Raw genomic sequence first — 17,764 nt, 5'->3', positions numbered from 1 at the left:
AAGAAAGGGCATGCCACCCAAGACCCTCAACCTCGACCAGTTCCTGCCGTATCGGCTGTCGATCGCGTCCAACTCGCTGTCGAGCCGGATCGCGGCCGAATATCAGAGCCGGTTCGGCCTCAAGATTCCCGAATGGCGGCTGATGGCCGTGCTCGGCGAAGGGCGGCCCAAGACGCAGCGCGAGCTGGTCGCGGCGACACGGATGGACAAGGTGACGGTGAACCGGGCGGCGAAGGCGCTTGCCGACCGCAGCCTGATCGCGCGACAGGCGCACGAGGCCGACGGGCGCTCGCACCATCTGGAACTGACCGAGACCGGCCGTTCGCTTTACGATGCGATCGTCCCCGCTGCCCTCGCGACCGAAGCGCGGCTCGAATCGCATATCAGCGCCGCCGAGCGCGCGACGCTGATGACGATTCTCGCCAAGCTGACCGCCGCCGCCGAAGATTATGGCTGATCGGACCTATCGCGCCGCGCCTCCCGACGCGTTGTGCGTCGAACCGCTCGGCGACCTCACCCTGATCTTCGACCGGCGCTCGACGCAGACGCATATCGTGGTCTCGCCGATGCCCGAAATATTGGCGGCGATGGGTGCCGACGGCTGCAACGCCGCCGCGGTCGCCGCGCGGCTGGCGGCGGCATTCGACCTCGGCGACGCGGACGGCGCGCAGGCGCTCGTCGCCGAACGGCTCGTCGAACTGGCGGAACTGGGGCTGGTGGCGCCGGTGTGAGATATGGAACGCGCCTCGCGGTCGGCCCGGTGCAGTTCCGCATCGGCAGCGACTGGGCGGCGCCGATCGCCGCGCTGAACCGTCTCTACGCCGGCTATCCCCGCGACGAAGACCGCCCCGCCGACGCCACCGTGCGGCTGTTCGCGGCGCGGCCGTGGCGGCGCCGGCTGCGCCCATCGGTGCAGATCGGCGGCGACTTCACCGTTCCCGATGCGTTGCCGCTGCCCTTGTCGATGGGGCTGCTCGCGGCGGAGATGGGGATGAACCTGCAGGTCGCGCTCGGCTGGCGCCGCCACCTGCTGCTCCATGCGAGCGCGGTGGCGAAGGACGGGCGCGCGGCGATCCTGTCGGGCGAATCAGGCTCGGGCAAATCGACGCTCGCGGCGCTGCTCGGCGAGGACGGCTGGCGGCTGATGGGCGACGAGTTCACGCTGGTCGATCCCGCGAGCGGCGACGCGCTGGCGTTCCCACGCGCCGTCAGCCTGAAGAACGCGGCGATCGCCGAGGTGGCGGCTCGGGTCGATCCCGCGCGGCTCGGCCCGTTGCTCGCGGGCACGCCGAAGGGCGACATTCGTCACCTGATCCCGCGCGCCGACGCCGTCGCGGCGATGCACGATCCGGTGCGCCCGGCGCTGCTCCTCTTCCCGCGTTTCGGCGGCGAGGCGGCGGTCGAGCCGATGGGCGAGGGGGAGGCCTTCGTGCGCCTGACCGAAGCCTCGACCAACTATGTCGCGCTCGGCGAAACCGGTTTTGCCGCGCTGCTGCGGCTGGTGCGCGAGACGCCGGCCTTTGCCGTCTCCTATCCCGACAGCGCCACCGGCATGGCGCTCGTCGACCGGCTGTGGGCGGAGGCGGCGCGGTGAGCGCGGTGCGCGATCTTGTCGCGCTGCTTGCCGGGCGGCAGGACCCGGCGGCGTTGGCGCCGCGCGCGTGGGACGGGGTGATCTCGGTGGCGCGGGCAGAGGCCTTGCTGGGCACGCTGGCCTGCCGGCTCGCCGAGGCGCCGCTGCCGCCGCCGGTCGCCGCGCTCTTTGCCGACCAGCGCGCGGCCGTCGCGGTCGCGCAGGCCCAGGCATTGTGGGAAGCCGAAATGGCGCGCCGGGCGCTGACGTCCGAACGGCTCGAATTCGTGCTGCTCAAGGGCACCGCCTATGCGGCGGCGGGGCTGTCGTGCAGCGAGGGGCGGCAGATCGGCGATCTCGACATATTGATCCCGTGGCACGAGGTCGGGCGGGTCGAGAATGAACTGCTCGAATCGGGGTGGGAATGGGTGAAGTCGGACCCCTATGACGATGCCTATTATCGCGAGCATATGCACGAACTGCCGCCGATGATCCATCGCAGCCGCGACCGCATGATCGACGTCCACCACACCATCCTGCCGCGCACGCACCGCCGGACGCCCGATCCGCTGGTGCTGGTCAGCGAGGCGGTCGCCACGGCGGACGGTTTCACGGTGCTGTGTCCGGTCGACATGGTGTGTCACTGCGCCGCGCACTTGCTGGCCGACGGCGACCTGCAGGGCGGTCTGCGCAACCTGTGGGATTTCCACTGCCTGACGCGCGATTTCGCGGCCGCCGATCCGGATTTCTGGGACCGGCTCGCGGCGCGCGCGGACAAGCACGAACTGGGGCCCGAGGTCGCCCGCGCGGCGCGGCTGGCGCAGGCGCTTTACGGCGCGACGCTTCCGGCCGGGTGGAGCCAGCCGCGCGCGGCGGACCGCCTCTATGTGCGCCGCCTGCTCGCGCGCGACGATTGGGGACGCCCCACCGACTTTCTGTTGCAGCAGGCCTTCTATATCCGCTCGCACTGGATGCGTATGCCGCCGGTCCTGCTCGCGCGGCACCTGTGGACCAAGTGGCGCCGCAATCAATAGGGCCTGTCCCTGTTCATCGGATGCCGGCGAGCAGCGGCACCAGTTCGGCATAGTCGTCGATCACATGATCGGCGCCCAGTTCCTCGACCGGCTGGTGCAGGAAGCCGAAGCTGACCGCGACGCTGGTCGCGCCCGCGCCGTGCGCCGCCATGACGTCGAAGATGCTGTCGCCGACAAAGGCGGTGCGTCCGCCGCCGCATGCTTCGATCATCGCGCGGATCGGTTCGGGCGACGGCTTGCGCTTTCCGGGCCCCAGCGTGTCGCCGCCGATGATCGTCGCCATGCGATCGGCGAGCCCCAGGTCCCCGAGCAGCTGGCGTGCGAGGTCTTCGGCCTTGTTGGTCATCACCGCGGTCCGGACGCCGAGCGCGTCGAGGCGGTCGAGCGCCGCGAGCAGGCCGGGGAAGGGACGGCTGTGGACCGCGATGTGCGCCCGGTAATAGGCGATCAATTCGTCATAGAGGCGCGGTGAGGCATCGGCGGGAACGCCGCCGGTCGCCGCGAGTCCCTGTTCGAGCATATGCGCCGCGCCCAGCCCGACCATCGGCCGCACCGCCGCGACATCCTGCGGCGGCCGCCCCGCGACGCCCAGCGCGTGGTTGAGCGCGGCGGTCAGGTCGGCCAGCGTGTCGATCAACGTGCCGTCGAGATCGAAGCCGACGATGCGAAAGGGAAAGTCGCTCATGCGCCCCGCCATGGCGCGATGGTCTGGAAACCGCAATGATTTGCTGGCATGGCGGGGCGCATGAGCAACGCCTCCCTTCCGCCCGTCGCCGCCGTCATCCTTGCCGCCGGCAAGGGCACCCGCATGAAGTCCGACCTGCACAAGGTGCTCCACCCGATCGCGGGGCGGCCGATGCTGCTTCACCTGATGGACAGCTTTGCCGCGCTGGCCCCGGCGGCGACCGTGGTCGTCGTCGGCGACAAGCGCGAACAGGTCGAATCCGCGCTGGCCGGCACCGGTGCGGTGACGGTCGTTCAGGATCCCCAATTGGGGACCGCGCACGCGGCGCTTCAGGCGCGTGAGGCGCTTTCCGGGTTCGGCGGCATGATTCTCGTCTGTTTCGGCGATTGTCCGATGCTGGCCGCCGATACCGTGCTGCGGCTATGTGCGGCGCTCGACGCGGGCGCGCGGGTCGCGGTGCTCGGGTTCCGGCCGGCCGACGCCGCGGCCTATGGACGCATCATCGCCGATGCCGACGGGACGGTCCGCAAGATGGTCGAGTATAAGGACGCCACCGTCGAGGAGCGCGCGGTCGATCTGTGCAATTCGGGGGTCATCGTTGCCCGCGCGCCCGATATGTGGCGCCTCCTTGACGCCGTCGGAAACGACAATGCGCAGGGCGAATATTATCTGCCCGACGTGGCGACGGGCGCGATCGCCGAAGGGGGGCGTGTCGTCGCGATCGAGACCGGCGCCGACGAAGTCGCCGGCATCAACAGCCGCGCCGAACTTGCCGCCGCCGAGGCGCAGTGGCAGGCGTTCAAACGCGAGGAGGCGATGGCGGCGGGCGTGTCGCTCAAGGCGCCCGACACCGTCTGGTTCTCGTGGGATACCGAAATCGGTCGCGACGTGACGGTCGAGCCCAATGTCTTCTTCGGCCCCGGCGTGCGGATCGCCGACGGCGCGACGATCCGCGGCTTCAGCCATATCGAGGGCGCGGAGATCGGCGCGGGCTGCGAGGTCGGGCCGTTCGCACGGCTGCGCCCCGGAACCGTGCTCGACGAAAAGGCGAAGATCGGCAATTTCGTCGAGACCAAGAAGACGCATCTGGGCAAGGGCGCCAAGGCGAATCATCTGACCTATCTGGGCGATGCGACGGTCGGCGCGGGGGCCAATATCGGCGCGGGCACGATCACCTGCAACTATGACGGCTATTTCAAATATCGTACCGAGATCGGCGAGCGCGCCTTTATTGGATCGAACAGCGCGCTGGTCGCGCCGGTGCGGATCGGCGCCGATGCGATTGTCGGCGCGGGCAGCACGGTGACGCGTGACGTCGGTGACGGCGAACTGCGGCTGGTGCGCGCCGAACAGTCGGTCAAGCCCGGCTGGGCCGACCGCTTCCACGACGCGATGCGCAAGAAGAAGGCGGCGGAGCAGAAATCATGAGCGACCGGTACGAGAACAAGCCCTTCCTGCGCTTCGTCGACGCCTGGGTGCTGAAGGCGATCGGCCACCTCGACCAGGCGACCGAAGCCTATTGCACCGCGATGGAGCCTCAGCTTCACCAAAGCTTCAATACCACCGGCCGCTGGCCGGAGATCGTCGCGAAGCAGATGAACTTCACCCCCGAGCTTCCGGCGCAGATCCGCAAGATATGGACCGACGGCAAGGCGCGCTTCGAGGCGGGGAACGGCGAGGCGGCCGACCCCGTGCAGTTCGCGATGATTTTCGTCGACCGGACCATGGGCAGTGGAGCGCAGGGTTGACATGATATCATGATATGATATCAGTATATCATGACTCGCATACTCGCCGATTTGCCTGATGAGGATATCAAATGGCTCGACCAGCTTGCTGTCGAGCAGGGGAAGTCCCGCGCGGCGATCCTGCGCGAAGCGGTGGCGGCTTATCGCCCGCAAACGCCGCTGGACTGGATCGAGGCCGGCTTCGGGGCGTGGAAGAATCGGACCGACATCGGCGACGCCGTTGAGTGGCAGCGGCGAGAGCGCGCCGGATCGACACGACCTTGGGACCCGGATTATCCGGAAGTGCGGGCGGAATTTCCTGATCTGTTCGACGAGCAGGACGATCGCGAATATGAAATTCACACAGCCTGGCTGGCCGAACAGGGAATAAAGCCCGGCGAAACTTACCCCGATCCGGCAAAGGCGATGCAGACCCGGCCGGGCACCAAAGCGAAATCGAAGAAGCGCGCGAAGAAGTGAGCGGCTTTGCTTTCGACAGCAATATCGTCATCGACTTGCTGCGCGGGTTTCCCCAGGCGCGCGCCGAGTTGGAACGCGCCGCGCAAAGGGGGCGGGTCTGGATCAGCCGGGCGGTGTGGATCGAGGTCATGTCCAAAGGCGAGGGCGACGGTCTGCGGCGCGCGGAAATCCTGCTGTCCGGTTTCGGGGTTGATGAAATCGACGCCGAAATCGGGGAGCGCGCCGCTGCGCTGCGGCGTGAGCGGTTTCGGCTCAAAGCCATGGATGCGATCATACTGGCGACCGCGCTTACCCGCGGTCGTGTTCTGGTCACGCGAAACATAAAGGATTTTCCGGCGGCGATGCCGGGCATCCGTGTCCCCTACACCCTATAGAAAGACGGTCGCCCATGTGCGGAATCATTGGAATTGTCGGCAAGGCCCCCGTGGCGGACCGCCTTGTCGACGGACTCAGGCGGATGGAATATCGCGGTTATGACTCGGCGGGCGTCTGCACGGTCGAGGGCGGCGAACTGATCCGCCGCCGGGCCGAAGGCAAGCTGGGCGGACTCGTCAAGGAACTGGCCGCGCATCCGGCGCCGGGGACCGTCGGCATCGCCCACACGCGCTGGGCGACGCACGGCGCGCCGACGACGAACAACGCCCACCCGCACGCGACGGGTGAGGTGGCGCTCGTCCACAACGGCATCATAGAGAATTTCCGGCCGCTGCGCGAGGCGCTGACCGCGCGCGGGCGCCGCTTCGAGAGCGATACCGATACCGAGGTCGTCGCGCATCTGGTCTCCGAGCGGATCGAGGCGGGGCAATCGCCCGAAGAGGCGGTGAAGACGGTGCTGCCCGAACTGCGCGGCGCCTTCGCGCTCGCCATCGCATTCCGCAACCATCCCGACCTGCTGATCGGCGCGCGGCTCGGCTCGCCGCTTGTCGTCGGCTATGGCGACGGCGAGACCTATCTCGGTTCCGACGCGCTGGCGCTGGCGCCGCTCACGCAGAAGATCGCCTATCTGGAGGAAGGCGACTGGGTCGTCATCACGCGCGACGGCGCGCGGATTTTCGACCGCGACAACAACCCCGTCGAGCGCGACATCACCACATCGGGCGTCACCGCGACGGCGATCGAGAAGGGCAACTACCGCCACTTCATGCAAAAGGAGATTTTCGAGCAGCCGACCGTCGTCGCGCAGACGCTCGCTTCCTATATCCGCCCGCTCGAACAGACGGTGGCGCTGCCGCAGATGGATTTCGACCTGTCGCGGATCGACCGCATCACCATCGTCGCCTGCGGCACCAGCTTCTACGCCGGCATGGTCGCCAAATACTGGTTCGAGCAGTTCGCGCGCGTGCCCGTCGACATCGATGTCGCGTCGGAGTTTCGCTATCGCGACCCGGTGCTCCAGCCCGGCGGCCTCGCGCTCTTCATCTCGCAGTCGGGCGAGACCGCCGACACGCTCGCGGCGCTGCGCCATTGCAAGGCGCAGGGGCAGACGATCGCGGTCGTCGTCAACGTCCCGACCAGCAGCATGGCGCGCGAGGCCGATCTGCTCCTCCCGACCCATGCGGGGCCGGAGATCGGGGTCGCCTCGACCAAGGCCTTCACCTGCCAGCTCGCGGTGCTTGCCGCGCTCGCGGCGCATCTCGCGCTGCGCAAGGGGAAGCTCGACGCTGCGCAGGAACGCGAGATCGTCCGGCATCTGATCGAGGCGCCCGCCGCGCTCAACGCCGCGCTCGCCCACGACGAGGAGATCGCGGAGATGGCGCCGCTCGTCGCGCCGGCGCGCGACGTGCTCTACCTCGGCCGCGGCCCGGACTATCCGCTCGCGCTCGAGGGCGCGCTCAAGCTCAAGGAAATCAGCTATATTCACGCCGAAGGCTATGCCTCGGGCGAGATGAAGCACGGGCCCATCGCGCTCATCGACGAAGCGGTGCCGGTGATCGTCCTCGCTCCCTCCGGCCCGCTGTTCGAAAAGACCGTCAGCAACATGCAGGAGGTGATGGCGCGCGGCGGCAAGGTCGTGCTGATCAGTGACGCCGAAGGCCTGGCCGAAGCGGGCGAGGGCTGCATGGCGACGATCGAGATGCCCAAGGTCCACCCGCTGATCGCACCGCTCGTCTACGCGGTGCCGGTGCAATTGCTGGCCTATCACGTCGCGGTCGCCAAGGGGACGGACGTGGACCAGCCGCGTAACCTGGCGAAATCGGTCACGGTGGAGTGACGGGAGTTTTCGTCGCCCGCAATTCGCGATGGCGGCTCCTGCTGCTGCTCTTGGGGGGCGTCGCGTTTGTCGTCCTCGGCATCTGGCTGGCGGGGATCGCGAGGCAACCGCTCAAGCCGGGCGTGGAATGGATCGGCTGGCTGTCGGTCCTGTTTTTCGGTGCCTGCTCAATTCTGATATTCACGCGGTTGTTCGACAATCGCGACCAGATCAGAATTTCGTCCAGTGGCCTCTATTATCGCCAATGGTCCGAACAGACGATTCCGTGGGAGGAGATGGTCGAGATTTCCGTCTGGCAGTTCCGGCGTCAGAGGTTCATCGTTCTCAGCCTCGTCCGGCCCGATCAATACCCGTCGACCAAATTCACCGGAAAGATGGCGGGAGCGAACCGAATGCTCACCGGCGGTGACATCACCGTTAATCTGACCGGGCTGGATCGCGGGTTCGACGAGGCTTGGGCCGCGATCGAATATTATCGCGGCGCACGCCGTCGCCCCGCTTCCCCACCATTGGCCTTGGAGAGCTTCGGACGCCGCCGTGTATAGCGCCATCATCTTCGATTTCGACGGCGTCATCGCCGACAGCGAGGTGCGCGCGAACCGGACGCTTGCCGAAAGCCTGACCGCCATCGGGCTGCCAACGACCTATGAAGAATGCCTGCGCGATTATTGCGGGCATAATTGGCAGGAGACCGAGCGGCGGATCGTCGTGCGGCTCGGGCGGCCGTTGCCGCACGATTTCCGCGAGAGGCATCGCGAGCGGGCGCAGAAGCGCTTTGCCGAAGGTTTCGCGCCGGTGCCGGGGGCGCCCGAATTCCTCGAATCGCTGGGCCGCCTGCCGCGCGCTATCGCTTCGTCGAGCAGCCCCGCCTATATCGCCGCGTCGCTCGATCGCTTCGGACTCGCGCGCCATTTCGGACACCACGTCTACAGCGCCGACGGCTGGGCCCGCGGCAAGCCGCATCCCGACATCTATCTCGCCGCCGCGAACGGGCTGGGCATAGATCCCGCGGCCTGCCTCGCAATCGAGGATTCGCCGACCGGTGCGCGGGCGGCGCTCGCGGCGGGGATGACGGTGATCGGCTTCTGCGGCGGCGGCCATATCCTCGACCGCGCGGCGCACGGGGACGTGCTGCGCGGCGTGGGCGTGCATCATGTCGCGCATGGCTATGACGAGGTGCTGTTGCACGCCTGATGCCTGCTCCCTTCGGGGGGAGGGTATTCGCACCAACCCTTTCCTATTATCCGTGGCCGTGCTTAGCTGCCCGTGTAACCATTGGCCTCCGCCATGCGATTTCAGAGCGAAGTTGCGCAGTTTTTCGCGCCTTTCGGAGAATCGCTTTACGCGGCCGCAGCCTTTGGCGCTCCGGCGCGTATCGGCGCCGGGGAAGAGAGAGGGAAGAGGAGAGAGCCATGTGCGACGAATTCACCGAAGCCGATCTCGACCGCGCCGGGCTTCCCGTCCGGCGGCGCGCGTTCGGCGCCCTGATCGGGGCGGGAGCGGTGGCCTCGATGCTGCCGGCGGCCGCCTGTGCCGCGGGGTCCGTGAAGGGGCGCGACGTGACGATTGCGACCGACGACGGCACCGCCGATGCCTATTTTACCGCGCCCGGAGAGGGCCGGCATCCGGGCGTGCTGATCTGGCCCGACATTCGCGGCCTGCGCCCGGCTTTTCGCCAGATGGCCGACCGATTGGCGGGCGAAGGCTATGCGGTGCTGTGCGTGAATCCCTTCTATCGCTGGGCCAAGGCGCCGGTCGTCTATCCCGGCCATGATTTCGACGACCCCGGCGTGCGCGACGCGCTGTTCGGCTATCTGAGACGGTTCGATCGTGCGACGGTGCAAACGGATGCGAAGGCGCATCTCGCCTTTCTCGATGCGCAGGCCGAGGTCGATACGGGGCGGGGCATCGGCACCGCGGGCTATTGCATGGGTGGGCCGATGGTCATCTACACCGCGGCGCTGAACCCGGGGCGCGTCAAGGCAGCAGCCAGCTTCCACGGCGCCTCGGTCGCGACCGACAAGCCCGACAGCCCGCATCTGCTGATTCCCGAAACGCAGGCCGGCTTCCTGTTCGCGATCGCCGACAATGACGACCAGAAGGACCCGCAGGAAAAGGTCCGGCTGAAAGCGGCGCTCGACCCGCGTCCCGAGTGGCACGAAGTCGAGGTCTACAAGGGCGCGATGCACGGCTGGTGCCCGCCCGACGGCCGCGCCTATGACGAAGCGGCGGCGGAGAAGGCGTGGGGACGGATGCTCGAACTGTTCAAGGCCGCGCTATAGTTTTTGATCACGGCATTGCGACCCCGGACCTGATCCGGGGGAAGCAATCCAGGGCGGGTTTACGCCAGCTCTGGATTGCCGCGTCGCCTTCGGCTCCTCGCAATGACGAGGTTACCCCATCGGGTATAGGATGTCCTTGCCGACCTTGTTCAGCGCCTTCATCACATCGTCACCCAGCACAAGGTCGATCGCATCGAGGATCGGGTCGACCTGGTCATAAGCGCTCACGCCTACGATCGTCGAGGCGACGAAATCATGCTGCTTCGACCAGGCGGTCGCCATCGTCACCGGATGCAGCCCCGCCTCTTCGGCGATGGCGAGGTAGCGTTCGGTCGCGGCGAGACTCCGGTCGTTCACGAAACGCCGCCCCATCGCGGCCTGCCGGCCCTCCATCGCCAGATAGCGCGAGAAGCGCGCGCCCTCCGGCCGTGCACCGTCCTGATATTTCCCCGACAGCACGCCGCCGGCGAGCGGCGAATAGGGGATCAGGCTGACGCCTTCCTGTCGGCAGACCTGCGCGAGCTCGTCCTCGAAGCGGCGGTTGTTGAGGCTGAAATTGTTCTGGATCGTATGATAGCGCGCGCCGCCCAGCCGCTCGGACGCCGCGAGCGCCTTCATCAGGCCCCAACTCGTCTCGTTCGAACAGCCGAGGATGCGCACCTTGCCCGCGCGCACCAGTTCGTCGAGCGCGTCCATCATCTCGTCATAGGGCGCGTCATGGTCGGGCCAGTGCGTCTGGTAGAGGTCGACATAGTCGGTCTGGAGCCGCGTCAGGCTGCCCTCGATCGCCGCGCGGATATGGTGACGGTCAAGCGCGGTGGTGCCGCCGCGGCACGGCGATTTGAACCAGACGTGGCTCGGCCCGGACACCTTGGTCGCGAGAATGATCGCGTCGCGCGGCTTCGTTTTCATCCAGCGGCCGACGATCTCCTCGGTGCGGCCGACCCATTTGATGTCGGGCGGCACCGGATATCCCTCTGCCGTGTCGAAGAAATTGATGCCCGCCTCGAAGCAGCGGTCGAGCACCCGGAACGCTGTCGCTTCGTCGGCCTGGCTGCCGAAGGTCATCGTGCCCATGCAGATGTCGGTGACGTGGATGGCGCTCTGGCCGAGGCGGCGGGTCTTCATGGGCTGGAGTCTCCATTATTGTTCGGGGCCGAGGCGACTTGGAACGTCGGACATTAATTTGGTGCCACCCCTCTTCCGTTCGTGTCGAGCGAAGTCGAGACACCTATCGACCTTGCGCTCTGTCGTTGGGTGTCTCGACTTCGCTCGACACGAACGGGAAAGATAATTCGGATATGACGGACGACGCTGTAGGTTGCGAAACGCAACGTTGCAATCGGAGGGGCGGGCACCCAATTAGGGCCGATGCTGAAACTCGCCTTCCTCGACCTCGTCCCCGTCACCGACAATGGGACGGTCGCGCAATCGCTCGCCAACGCCGCCGATCTGGCCGGCCATGCGGAAGAACTCGGCTATTCGCGCTATTGGGTCGCGGAACATCACGGCATGGCGGGGATTGCGAGCGCCGCGACCTCGGTCGTTCTGGCGCACGTCGGTCATGCGACGCGGACGATCCGCATCGGCGCGGGCGGCATCATGCTGCCGAACCATGCGCCGATGGTGATCGCCGAGCAGTTCGGGACGCTCGAAGCGCTGTTTCCCGGCCGTGTCGACCTGGGGCTTGGCCGTGCGCCGGGGTCGGACCAGCGCGTCGCGCAGGCGCTGCGTCGCAACCTTGCGAGCGACGAGCGTCAGTTCCCGCAGGACGTCGTCGAGTTGCAGGCCTTCCTGGCCGGCGACGAGCGGCTCGGTATCCGCGCGGTGCCGGGGGAGGGGACGAACATTCCGCTGTGGATATTGGGGTCGAGCCTGTTCGGCGCGCAGCTCGCGGCGATGCTGGGCCTGCCCTATGCCTTTGCCAGCCATTTCGCGCCCGACGCGCTCGACGAGGCCCTGGCGCTCTATCGCCGTCAGTTCAAGCCGTCGGCGCAGCTTTCCGAACCCTATGCCATGGCGGCGTTCAACGTCTTCGCGGCCGACACGCGCGAGGAGGCGGAATATCTCGCGTCGTCGCAGCAGCAGGCGTTCGTGGCGCTGCGCACCGGCAATCCGGGCCGGATGCCGCCGCCGCGCGCGGGGTACACGGACAGCCTGCCGCCGAATGCGCGCGCGATCCTCGACCATGTGCTGCAATGCTCGGCGGTCGGGACGGTCGAGGATGTCGCGGCGGGGCTGAAGGCGTTCGTGGCGCGCACCGGTGCCGACGAGGTCATCGTCGCATCCTCGATGTACGACCATGACGCGCGCAAGCGCTCGCTGGCGCTGGCGATGGAGGCGGCGAAGAGCCTTTAGCCCGCCGTGTTGACGCGCCTCCCGCCGCGGCGGTATAGGAGCCGCCCGACCAAGGGCGGCCCGGATGCGGTCGCCTTTTTCCTTTTATCTGTCTGGAAAGGTGCTGTGCCATGTCGATCACGCCGCTGATGCCCGTTTACCCCCGGTGCGGTGTGCGTCCGGTGCGCGGCGAAGGCGCCTATCTGATCGGCGAGCGAGGCGAGCGCTATCTGGATTTCGCCAGCGGCATCGCGGTCAACCTGCTCGGCCACGGGCACCCGCACCTGACCAAGGCGATCCAGGATCAGGCGGCGACGCTGATGCATGTGTCGAACCTTTACGGCAGCCCGCAGGGCGAGGCCTTTGCGCAGCGCCTTGTCGACAATACGTTCGCCGACACGGTCTTCTTCACCAATTCGGGCGCCGAGGCGGTCGAATGCGCGATCAAGACCGCGCGCGCCTATCATTCGAGCGCGGGCAACGCCGAAAAGCATGTCCTGATCACCTTCAACAATGCCTTCCACGGACGAACGCTGGCCACGATCTCCGCAACGAACCAGGAAAAACTGCGCAAGGGCTTCGATCCGCTGCTTCCGGGTTTCGCCTATGCGCCGTTCGACGACCTCAACGCCGCGCTCGACCTCGTCGACGACAATACGGCGGGGTTCCTGGTCGAGCCGGTGCAGGGCGAGGGCGGTATCCGCCCCGCGTCACAACCCTTCCTGCAGGGGCTGCGCGACATCTGCAACGAACGCGACCTGATGCTGATCTTCGACGAGGTCCAGTGCGGCGTCGCGCGCACCGGCACCCTCTATGCCTATGAGCAATATGACGTCGCGCCCGACATATTGGCGAGCGCCAAGGGGATCGGCGGCGGTTTCCCGATGGGGGCCTGCCTGGCGACCGAAAAGGCGGCGCGCGGCATGACGTTCGGCACGCACGGTTCGACCTATGGCGGCAACCCGCTGGCGATGGCGGCGGGACAGGCCGTGTTCGACGTGATCCTCGAGGAGGGATTCCTCGATCAGGTCAGGGCGACCGGCGAGCGCCTGCGCGGCGCGCTCGAACAGATGATCCCGAACCACGACGACCTGTTCGAAAGCGTCCGCGGCATGGGGCTGATGCTCGGGGTCAAGCTCAAGGTGGAAAGCCGGGCCTTCGTCGCGCACCTGCGCGACAACCACGGGCTGCTGACCGTGGCGGCGGGCGACAATGTCGTGCGCGTCCTGCCGCCGCTCAACATCGAACAGCATCATATCGACGAATTCATCGAGAAACTGTCGGCGGGGGCGGCGAGCTATACGCCGCCGGAAAGCTGATGCGGCATTTCCTGAACCTGTCCGACGCCGGTGGCGACGCAATCGCGGCGATGCTGGCTGATGCGATCGACCGCAAGGCGGCGCGCGCCGGCTGGCCCAAGGGCAAGCCCGACGCCGATGCACCGCTCGCCGGCCATGTGCTCGCCATGATCTTCGAAAAGAACTCGACCCGCACCCGCGCCTCCTTCGACATCGCGATCCGCCAGCTCGGCGGTTCGGCGATGGTCATGGACGCGGGGTCGATGCAGCTCGGGCGCGGCGAGACGATCGCCGATACCGCGCGGGTGCTGTCGCGCTATGCCGATGCGATCATGATCCGCACCGACGATCATGCCAAGGTCGAGGACATGGCGGCGCATGCATCGGTGCCGGTGATCAACGGGCTGACCGACCTGTCGCATCCCTGCCAGATCGTGGCCGACCTGCTGACGCTCGTCGAACATGGCAAGGCCCTGCCGGGGCTCGAACTCGCATGGCTGGGCGACGGCAACAATGTCCTGTCGTCACTGATCGAGGCGGCGGGGCTGTTCGGTTTCCATATCCGCGCCGGCTGCCCGCAAGGTTATGAGCCCGATCCCGGCTTCGTCGAGGCGGCGCGAGCGTGCGGCGTCCGTATCGACCTCTTTTGCGACGCGCGCGAGGCGGCGGCGGGTGCCGATGTCGTCGTCACCGACACCTGGGTTTCGATGGGGCAGGCGCATGCGCATAACAAGCTCGCCGCGATGGCGCCCTTCCAGGTCGACGAGCGGCTGATGGGGGAAGCGAAGGCGGATGCGCTGTTCCTGCATTGCCTGCCCGCGCATCGCGGCGAGGAAGTCGTCGACGCCGTGATCGACGGCCCGCAATCGCGCGTGTGGGACGAGGCGGAAAACCGCGTTCACGCCCAGAAATCGGTCCTGCTGTGGGCGCTCGGCCACCTATGAGCGAGGCGCCGGAAAGCTGGTTCGACCAGCCGCTGGTCTTCACCATCGCCGACCGCCATGTGCGCGGGCGGCTGGTGCGGCTCGGCCCGGCGCTCAACCGGATCATGGCGGCGCACGACTATCCGCCGGTGGCCGAAAGGCTGCTGGCCGAGGCGCTGGTGCTGACGGTGCTGCTTGGCTCGACGCTCAAGGACGAGCGAAGCCAGCTCACCTTGCAGGCGCAGACGGGGGGGGGGCCGGTTGAGCTGCTGGTTTGCGATTATCGTGGCGGCGAACTGCGCGGATATATGAAGTTCGATGCCGAGCGGCTGGCGGGAATCGGCCCGGATCCGAGCCTGTTCGCGCTGTTCGGCGAAGGCTTCCTCGCGATCACCTTCGACCATGCGCTGACCGGGGAGCGCTATCAGGGCATCGTTCCGCTCGAAGGCGCATCGATCGGGGAGGCCGCGGAGCATTATTTCGAGCAGTCCGAACAGATCCCGAGCCTGATCCGCCTCGCGGCCCGGCGCGATCCCGAGGCGGGATGCGTCGCGGGCGGGCTGCTGCTCCAGCATCTGCCCGAGGGCGAGGCGGGGCGCGACCGGCTGCACCTGCGGCGCGAGCATCCCGAATGGGAGCATGCCCGCACCATCGCGGCGACGCTGAGAGACGAGGAGCTGACCGACCCCGCGACCTCGCTCGAAACGCTGGCATGGCGCCTCTATCACGAGGATGAGGTGCGGGTGGAACCGGGCACGATGGTGTCGCGCGGGTGCCGGTGCAGCATCGAGCATTTTTCCGGGGTGCTGGCGCAGTTTCCCGAAGCCGAGCGGCGCGAGATGGCCGACGAAGGGGGCGTGATCCCGGTCGATTGCGCCTTCTGCTCGCGCATCTTCCCGATCGCGCTCGACGACATCGCGGCGCGCGATTGAGCCGCCGCGGTCCCGAAACGGGGCGACGAAACGACGCTATTCAGCGCCAAGCGGTTGAAACCGCGCCCTCGTCTTGCTAACGGACTGTCCACAGGGTCGCGTTTTGCCCGGGTGCGGGCAGCCTGTGGACAAGGTGGAAATGGCGATCTTCTCTCCCTTCATGCGATGGATTTCGACGATTGCGGCGGTGGCGGCGGGTGCGACCGCGATGCCCGCGCAGGCGCCGTCGCTGGCGATGCTCGACCGGCTCGAAAAGGGAAGCTGGCAGCTTCGCGAGCGCGGCAGCGACAAGGTGATGCAGACGCTGTGCCTCGGCGATGCGCGGCGGATGATCCAGGTCTATCACCCGCGCTCGGGTTGCTCGCGCTATGTCATCGAGGACACGCCCAATTCGGTGACGGTCCATTATACCTGCCCCGGCGCCGGGCACGGCCGCACCACCATTCGCGCCGAGACCAACCGCCTCGTCCAGATCGACACGCAGGGAATCGCCGAAGGACGCCCCTTCTCGCAGGCGATCGAGGGGCGCCGTACCGGCGGTTGCTGAACCGCGTTAAGCGGGCCTTAACCTTCTTCCTCCACAAGGGGGGCAGAGCCGATGTGTGGTTCTTCTTCCTAAAGGCTTTCATGCCAAACTGGGCCGTGCGGCAAAGGCTGCGCGGCCCGTTTCCTTTGTCGGCGCGGGCCTTGCGCGGGCGCCGCCGCGAGCGTAACGGGCGGCGCATGCAGGACCTTGCCGGAAAGCCTTTGGTCGTCCTTTTGTCGGGCGGCCTCGATTCGATGGTCTGCGCGGGCCTCGCGCGCGAGGCCGGGGCGCGGATCGTCGCGCTCACCATCGATTATAACCAGCGCCACCGCGTCGAACTCGAATCGGCGGCGCGGATCGCCGCCGCGGTCGGCGCGGACGAGCATATCGTGCTGCCGCTCGACCTGCGGCGCTTCGGCGGGTCGGCGCTGACCGCCGACATCGCGGTGCCGAAGGACGGGGTGGGAGAGGATATTCCCGTGACCTATGTCCCGGCGCGCAACCTGATCTTCCTGTCGCTGACCCTGGGCCTTGCCGAAGCGCGCCGGGCGGCGGATATCGTGATCGGCGTCAACGCGCTCGACTATTCGGGTTATCCCGACTGCCGCCCCGAGTTCATCGCCGGTTTCGAGGCGCTCGCGCGCCTCGCGACGCGCGACGGCGACCAGGGCGTCGCCTTTCGCATCCATGCGCCGCTGCAATATATGTCGAAGGCCGATATCGCGGCCGAGGCGGCGCGGCTCGGCATCGACGCGGGGATGAGCTGGTCCTGCTATGACCCGACGCCCGACGGCCTGCATTGCGGGCTGTGCGACAGCTGTCGCCTGCGCAGCAAGGGATTTGCCGAGGCGGGGCTGACCGATCCGACGCGCTATGCGGTGAAGCCCCCGGCATGAGCTATGCGGTCAAGGAGATTTTCCTGACCCTGCAGGGCGAAGGCGCGCGGTCGGGGCGCCGCGCGGTGTTCTGCCGCTTTGCCGGATGCAACCTGTGGACCGGTCGCGAGGTCGATCGGGCGAAAGCGGTATGCCGCTTTTGCGATACTGATTTCGTCGGCACCGACGGGACGCTCGGCGGCAAATATGCCGACGCGGCGACGCTGGCGACGGCGATCGCGCGGAGCTGGGGCGAGGCGCGCGATCGTCGCTATGTCGTGCTGACCGGCGGGGAACCGATGCTGCAGGTCGACCGGGCGCTGATCGACGCGCTGCACGGCGAAGGTTTCACCATCGCGATCGAGACCAACGGCACGCTGCCGGTTCCGCGCGCCATCGACTGGATCTGCGTCAGCCCGAAGGCGGGAAGCGAACTGGTCCAGACGAGCGGCGACGAACTGAAACTCGTCTGGCCGCAGCCGGGCAGCGACGTCGAGCGTCTGGCCGGCCTCGATTTCGCACATCGGCTGATCCAGCCGCTCGACGACGCGCTTGCGGCCGGCAATGTGCGTGCCTGCATCGAGCTGGTGATGCGCGATCCGCGCTGGCAGCTCTCGCTCCAGACGCACAAGCATCTGGAGCTGCGCTGACTGGCGGATCATGGGGAAGGCCGCGGGTGTCGACCTGGGTTCCCGGCGCGACGATCTGGATCGACCTGCTTGCGTCATTGCGATCCCGGCGAAAGCCGGGGGAAGCGATCTCCAGCTATGGTTTGTGTAGATCGGCCTTCCCCAAGCTGACCTACTCCTTCGTCATGCTGAACTCGTTTCAGCTTTTACGCTGCCCCATCAGACTTTGATGACATGGGATTCACCCGCTT

Annotated in this window: 21 protein-coding genes; 19 read left to right on the top strand and 2 right to left on the bottom strand. The window is 67.3% G+C overall.

Going from position 1 to position 17,764, the window contains the following annotated elements; translation table 11 throughout:
* Window positions 1–10: 10 nt before the first annotated feature.
* Genes SGR02S_RS06525 through SGR02S_RS06510 form a run of 4 tightly spaced genes read left to right on the top strand, consistent with a single transcriptional unit; the run spans window position 11 to window position 2,607 of the window.
* Window positions 11–457 (top strand): MarR family winged helix-turn-helix transcriptional regulator, encoded by a 447-nt coding sequence (locus tag SGR02S_RS06525; RefSeq protein WP_067106963.1) that lies wholly within the window; start codon window positions 11–13, stop codon window positions 455–457.
* The gene (locus SGR02S_RS06520; protein ID WP_067106960.1) at window positions 450–731 is read left to right on the top strand and encodes an HPr-rel-A system PqqD family peptide chaperone; all 282 of its coding nucleotides are present in this window, start codon (window positions 450–452) and stop codon (window positions 729–731) included. The genes SGR02S_RS06525 and SGR02S_RS06520 overlap by 8 nt, the downstream gene beginning before the upstream one ends.
* A complete protein-coding gene (locus tag SGR02S_RS06515) occupies window positions 728–1,594 on the top strand; it encodes an HprK-related kinase A (protein ID WP_067106957.1) in 867 nt (288 codons plus the stop codon). The genes SGR02S_RS06520 and SGR02S_RS06515 overlap by 4 nt, the downstream gene beginning before the upstream one ends.
* On the top strand, window positions 1,591–2,607 hold the full coding sequence (locus SGR02S_RS06510; protein WP_082796999.1) for a nucleotidyltransferase domain-containing protein: 1,017 nt from the start codon (window positions 1,591–1,593) through the stop codon (window positions 2,605–2,607). The genes SGR02S_RS06515 and SGR02S_RS06510 overlap by 4 nt, the downstream gene beginning before the upstream one ends.
* Before the next feature lie 13 nt (window positions 2,608–2,620).
* Here SGR02S_RS06510 and SGR02S_RS06505 read toward each other — a convergent pair whose 3' ends face one another.
* On the bottom strand, window positions 2,621–3,292 hold the full coding sequence (locus SGR02S_RS06505) for an HAD hydrolase-like protein (protein ID WP_067107065.1): 672 nt from the start codon (window positions 3,290–3,292) through the stop codon (window positions 2,621–2,623).
* A gap of 48 nt (window positions 3,293–3,340) precedes the next feature.
* Between SGR02S_RS06505 and glmU the strand changes: the two genes are divergently transcribed.
* From glmU to SGR02S_RS06465, 8 genes are all read left to right on the top strand, one after another.
* Window positions 3,341–4,720 carry a bifunctional UDP-N-acetylglucosamine diphosphorylase/glucosamine-1-phosphate N-acetyltransferase GlmU gene (gene glmU, locus SGR02S_RS06500; protein WP_067106954.1) on the top strand — a complete coding sequence of 460 codons (1,380 nt, stop codon included), beginning with the start codon at window positions 3,341–3,343 and terminating at the stop codon, window positions 4,718–4,720.
* Window positions 4,717–5,040: a hypothetical protein gene (locus tag SGR02S_RS06495; protein ID WP_067106951.1), complete on the top strand. Its 324-nt coding sequence runs from the start codon at window positions 4,717–4,719 to the stop codon at window positions 5,038–5,040. Before glmU ends, SGR02S_RS06495 begins: the two co-directional genes overlap by 4 nt.
* A gap of 30 nt (window positions 5,041–5,070) precedes the next feature.
* Window positions 5,071–5,499 (top strand): ribbon-helix-helix domain-containing protein, encoded by a 429-nt coding sequence (locus SGR02S_RS06490; protein ID WP_082796995.1) that lies wholly within the window; start codon window positions 5,071–5,073, stop codon window positions 5,497–5,499.
* Complete coding sequence (locus SGR02S_RS06485) at window positions 5,496–5,873, top strand: type II toxin-antitoxin system VapC family toxin (protein ID WP_067106948.1); 378 nt, start codon at window positions 5,496–5,498, stop codon at window positions 5,871–5,873. The genes SGR02S_RS06490 and SGR02S_RS06485 overlap by 4 nt, the downstream gene beginning before the upstream one ends.
* A gap of 14 nt (window positions 5,874–5,887) precedes the next feature.
* Window positions 5,888–7,711 carry a glutamine--fructose-6-phosphate transaminase (isomerizing) gene (gene glmS / locus SGR02S_RS06480; RefSeq protein WP_067106945.1) on the top strand — a complete coding sequence of 608 codons (1,824 nt, stop codon included), beginning with the start codon at window positions 5,888–5,890 and terminating at the stop codon, window positions 7,709–7,711.
* Entirely contained in the window at window positions 7,708–8,256 is a 549-nt protein-coding gene (locus SGR02S_RS06475) for an STM3941 family protein (protein ID WP_067106942.1), read from the top strand. Before glmS ends, SGR02S_RS06475 begins: the two co-directional genes overlap by 4 nt.
* Window positions 8,249–8,905 (top strand): HAD family hydrolase, encoded by a 657-nt coding sequence (locus SGR02S_RS06470; protein WP_067106939.1) that lies wholly within the window; start codon window positions 8,249–8,251, stop codon window positions 8,903–8,905. The genes SGR02S_RS06475 and SGR02S_RS06470 overlap by 8 nt, the downstream gene beginning before the upstream one ends.
* Window positions 8,906–9,123: 218 nt before the next feature.
* Window positions 9,124–9,993 (top strand): dienelactone hydrolase family protein, encoded by an 870-nt coding sequence (locus SGR02S_RS06465; RefSeq protein ID WP_067106936.1) that lies wholly within the window; start codon window positions 9,124–9,126, stop codon window positions 9,991–9,993.
* 111 nt (window positions 9,994–10,104) lie between these two features.
* On the opposite strand, the gene SGR02S_RS06460 is transcribed toward SGR02S_RS06465, so the two are convergent.
* On the bottom strand, window positions 10,105–11,121 hold the full coding sequence (locus tag SGR02S_RS06460; RefSeq protein WP_067106933.1) for an aldo/keto reductase: 1,017 nt from the start codon (window positions 11,119–11,121) through the stop codon (window positions 10,105–10,107).
* Window positions 11,122–11,364: 243 nt separating this feature from the next.
* Here SGR02S_RS06460 and SGR02S_RS06455 point away from each other — a divergent pair, with 243 nt between their 5' ends.
* The 7 genes from SGR02S_RS06455 (at window position 11,365) to queE (ending at window position 17,534) form a co-directional block, all read left to right on the top strand.
* Complete coding sequence (locus tag SGR02S_RS06455) at window positions 11,365–12,351, top strand: LLM class flavin-dependent oxidoreductase (protein ID WP_067106930.1); 987 nt, start codon at window positions 11,365–11,367, stop codon at window positions 12,349–12,351.
* Window positions 12,352–12,461: 110 nt separating this feature from the next.
* A complete protein-coding gene (locus tag SGR02S_RS06450; protein WP_067106927.1) occupies window positions 12,462–13,649 on the top strand; it encodes an aspartate aminotransferase family protein in 1,188 nt (395 codons plus the stop codon).
* A complete protein-coding gene (gene argF / locus SGR02S_RS06445; RefSeq protein WP_067106924.1) occupies window positions 13,646–14,572 on the top strand; it encodes an ornithine carbamoyltransferase in 927 nt (308 codons plus the stop codon). Before SGR02S_RS06450 ends, argF begins: the two co-directional genes overlap by 4 nt.
* The gene (hslO, locus tag SGR02S_RS06440) at window positions 14,569–15,483 is read left to right on the top strand and encodes an Hsp33 family molecular chaperone HslO (protein ID WP_067106921.1); all 915 of its coding nucleotides are present in this window, start codon (window positions 14,569–14,571) and stop codon (window positions 15,481–15,483) included. The genes argF and hslO overlap by 4 nt, the downstream gene beginning before the upstream one ends.
* A gap of 139 nt (window positions 15,484–15,622) precedes the next feature.
* The gene (locus SGR02S_RS06435) at window positions 15,623–16,030 is read left to right on the top strand and encodes a DUF3617 domain-containing protein (RefSeq protein WP_067106919.1); all 408 of its coding nucleotides are present in this window, start codon (window positions 15,623–15,625) and stop codon (window positions 16,028–16,030) included.
* A 176-nt stretch (window positions 16,031–16,206) separates the two neighbouring features.
* The gene (gene queC, locus SGR02S_RS06430; RefSeq protein WP_067106917.1) at window positions 16,207–16,905 is read left to right on the top strand and encodes a 7-cyano-7-deazaguanine synthase QueC; all 699 of its coding nucleotides are present in this window, start codon (window positions 16,207–16,209) and stop codon (window positions 16,903–16,905) included.
* Entirely contained in the window at window positions 16,902–17,534 is a 633-nt protein-coding gene (queE, locus tag SGR02S_RS06425) for a 7-carboxy-7-deazaguanine synthase (RefSeq protein WP_067106914.1), read from the top strand. The genes queC and queE overlap by 4 nt, the downstream gene beginning before the upstream one ends.
* Window positions 17,535–17,764: the final 230 nt, after the last annotated feature.

The sequence above is a fragment of the Sphingopyxis granuli NBRC 100800 genome (genome assembly GCF_001591045.1).
Classification (GTDB): Bacteria; Pseudomonadota; Alphaproteobacteria; order Sphingomonadales; family Sphingomonadaceae; genus Sphingopyxis; species Sphingopyxis granuli.
Note: the sequence above shows the minus strand (reverse complement) of the source record. Positions and strands in the feature narration are given on the sequence as shown.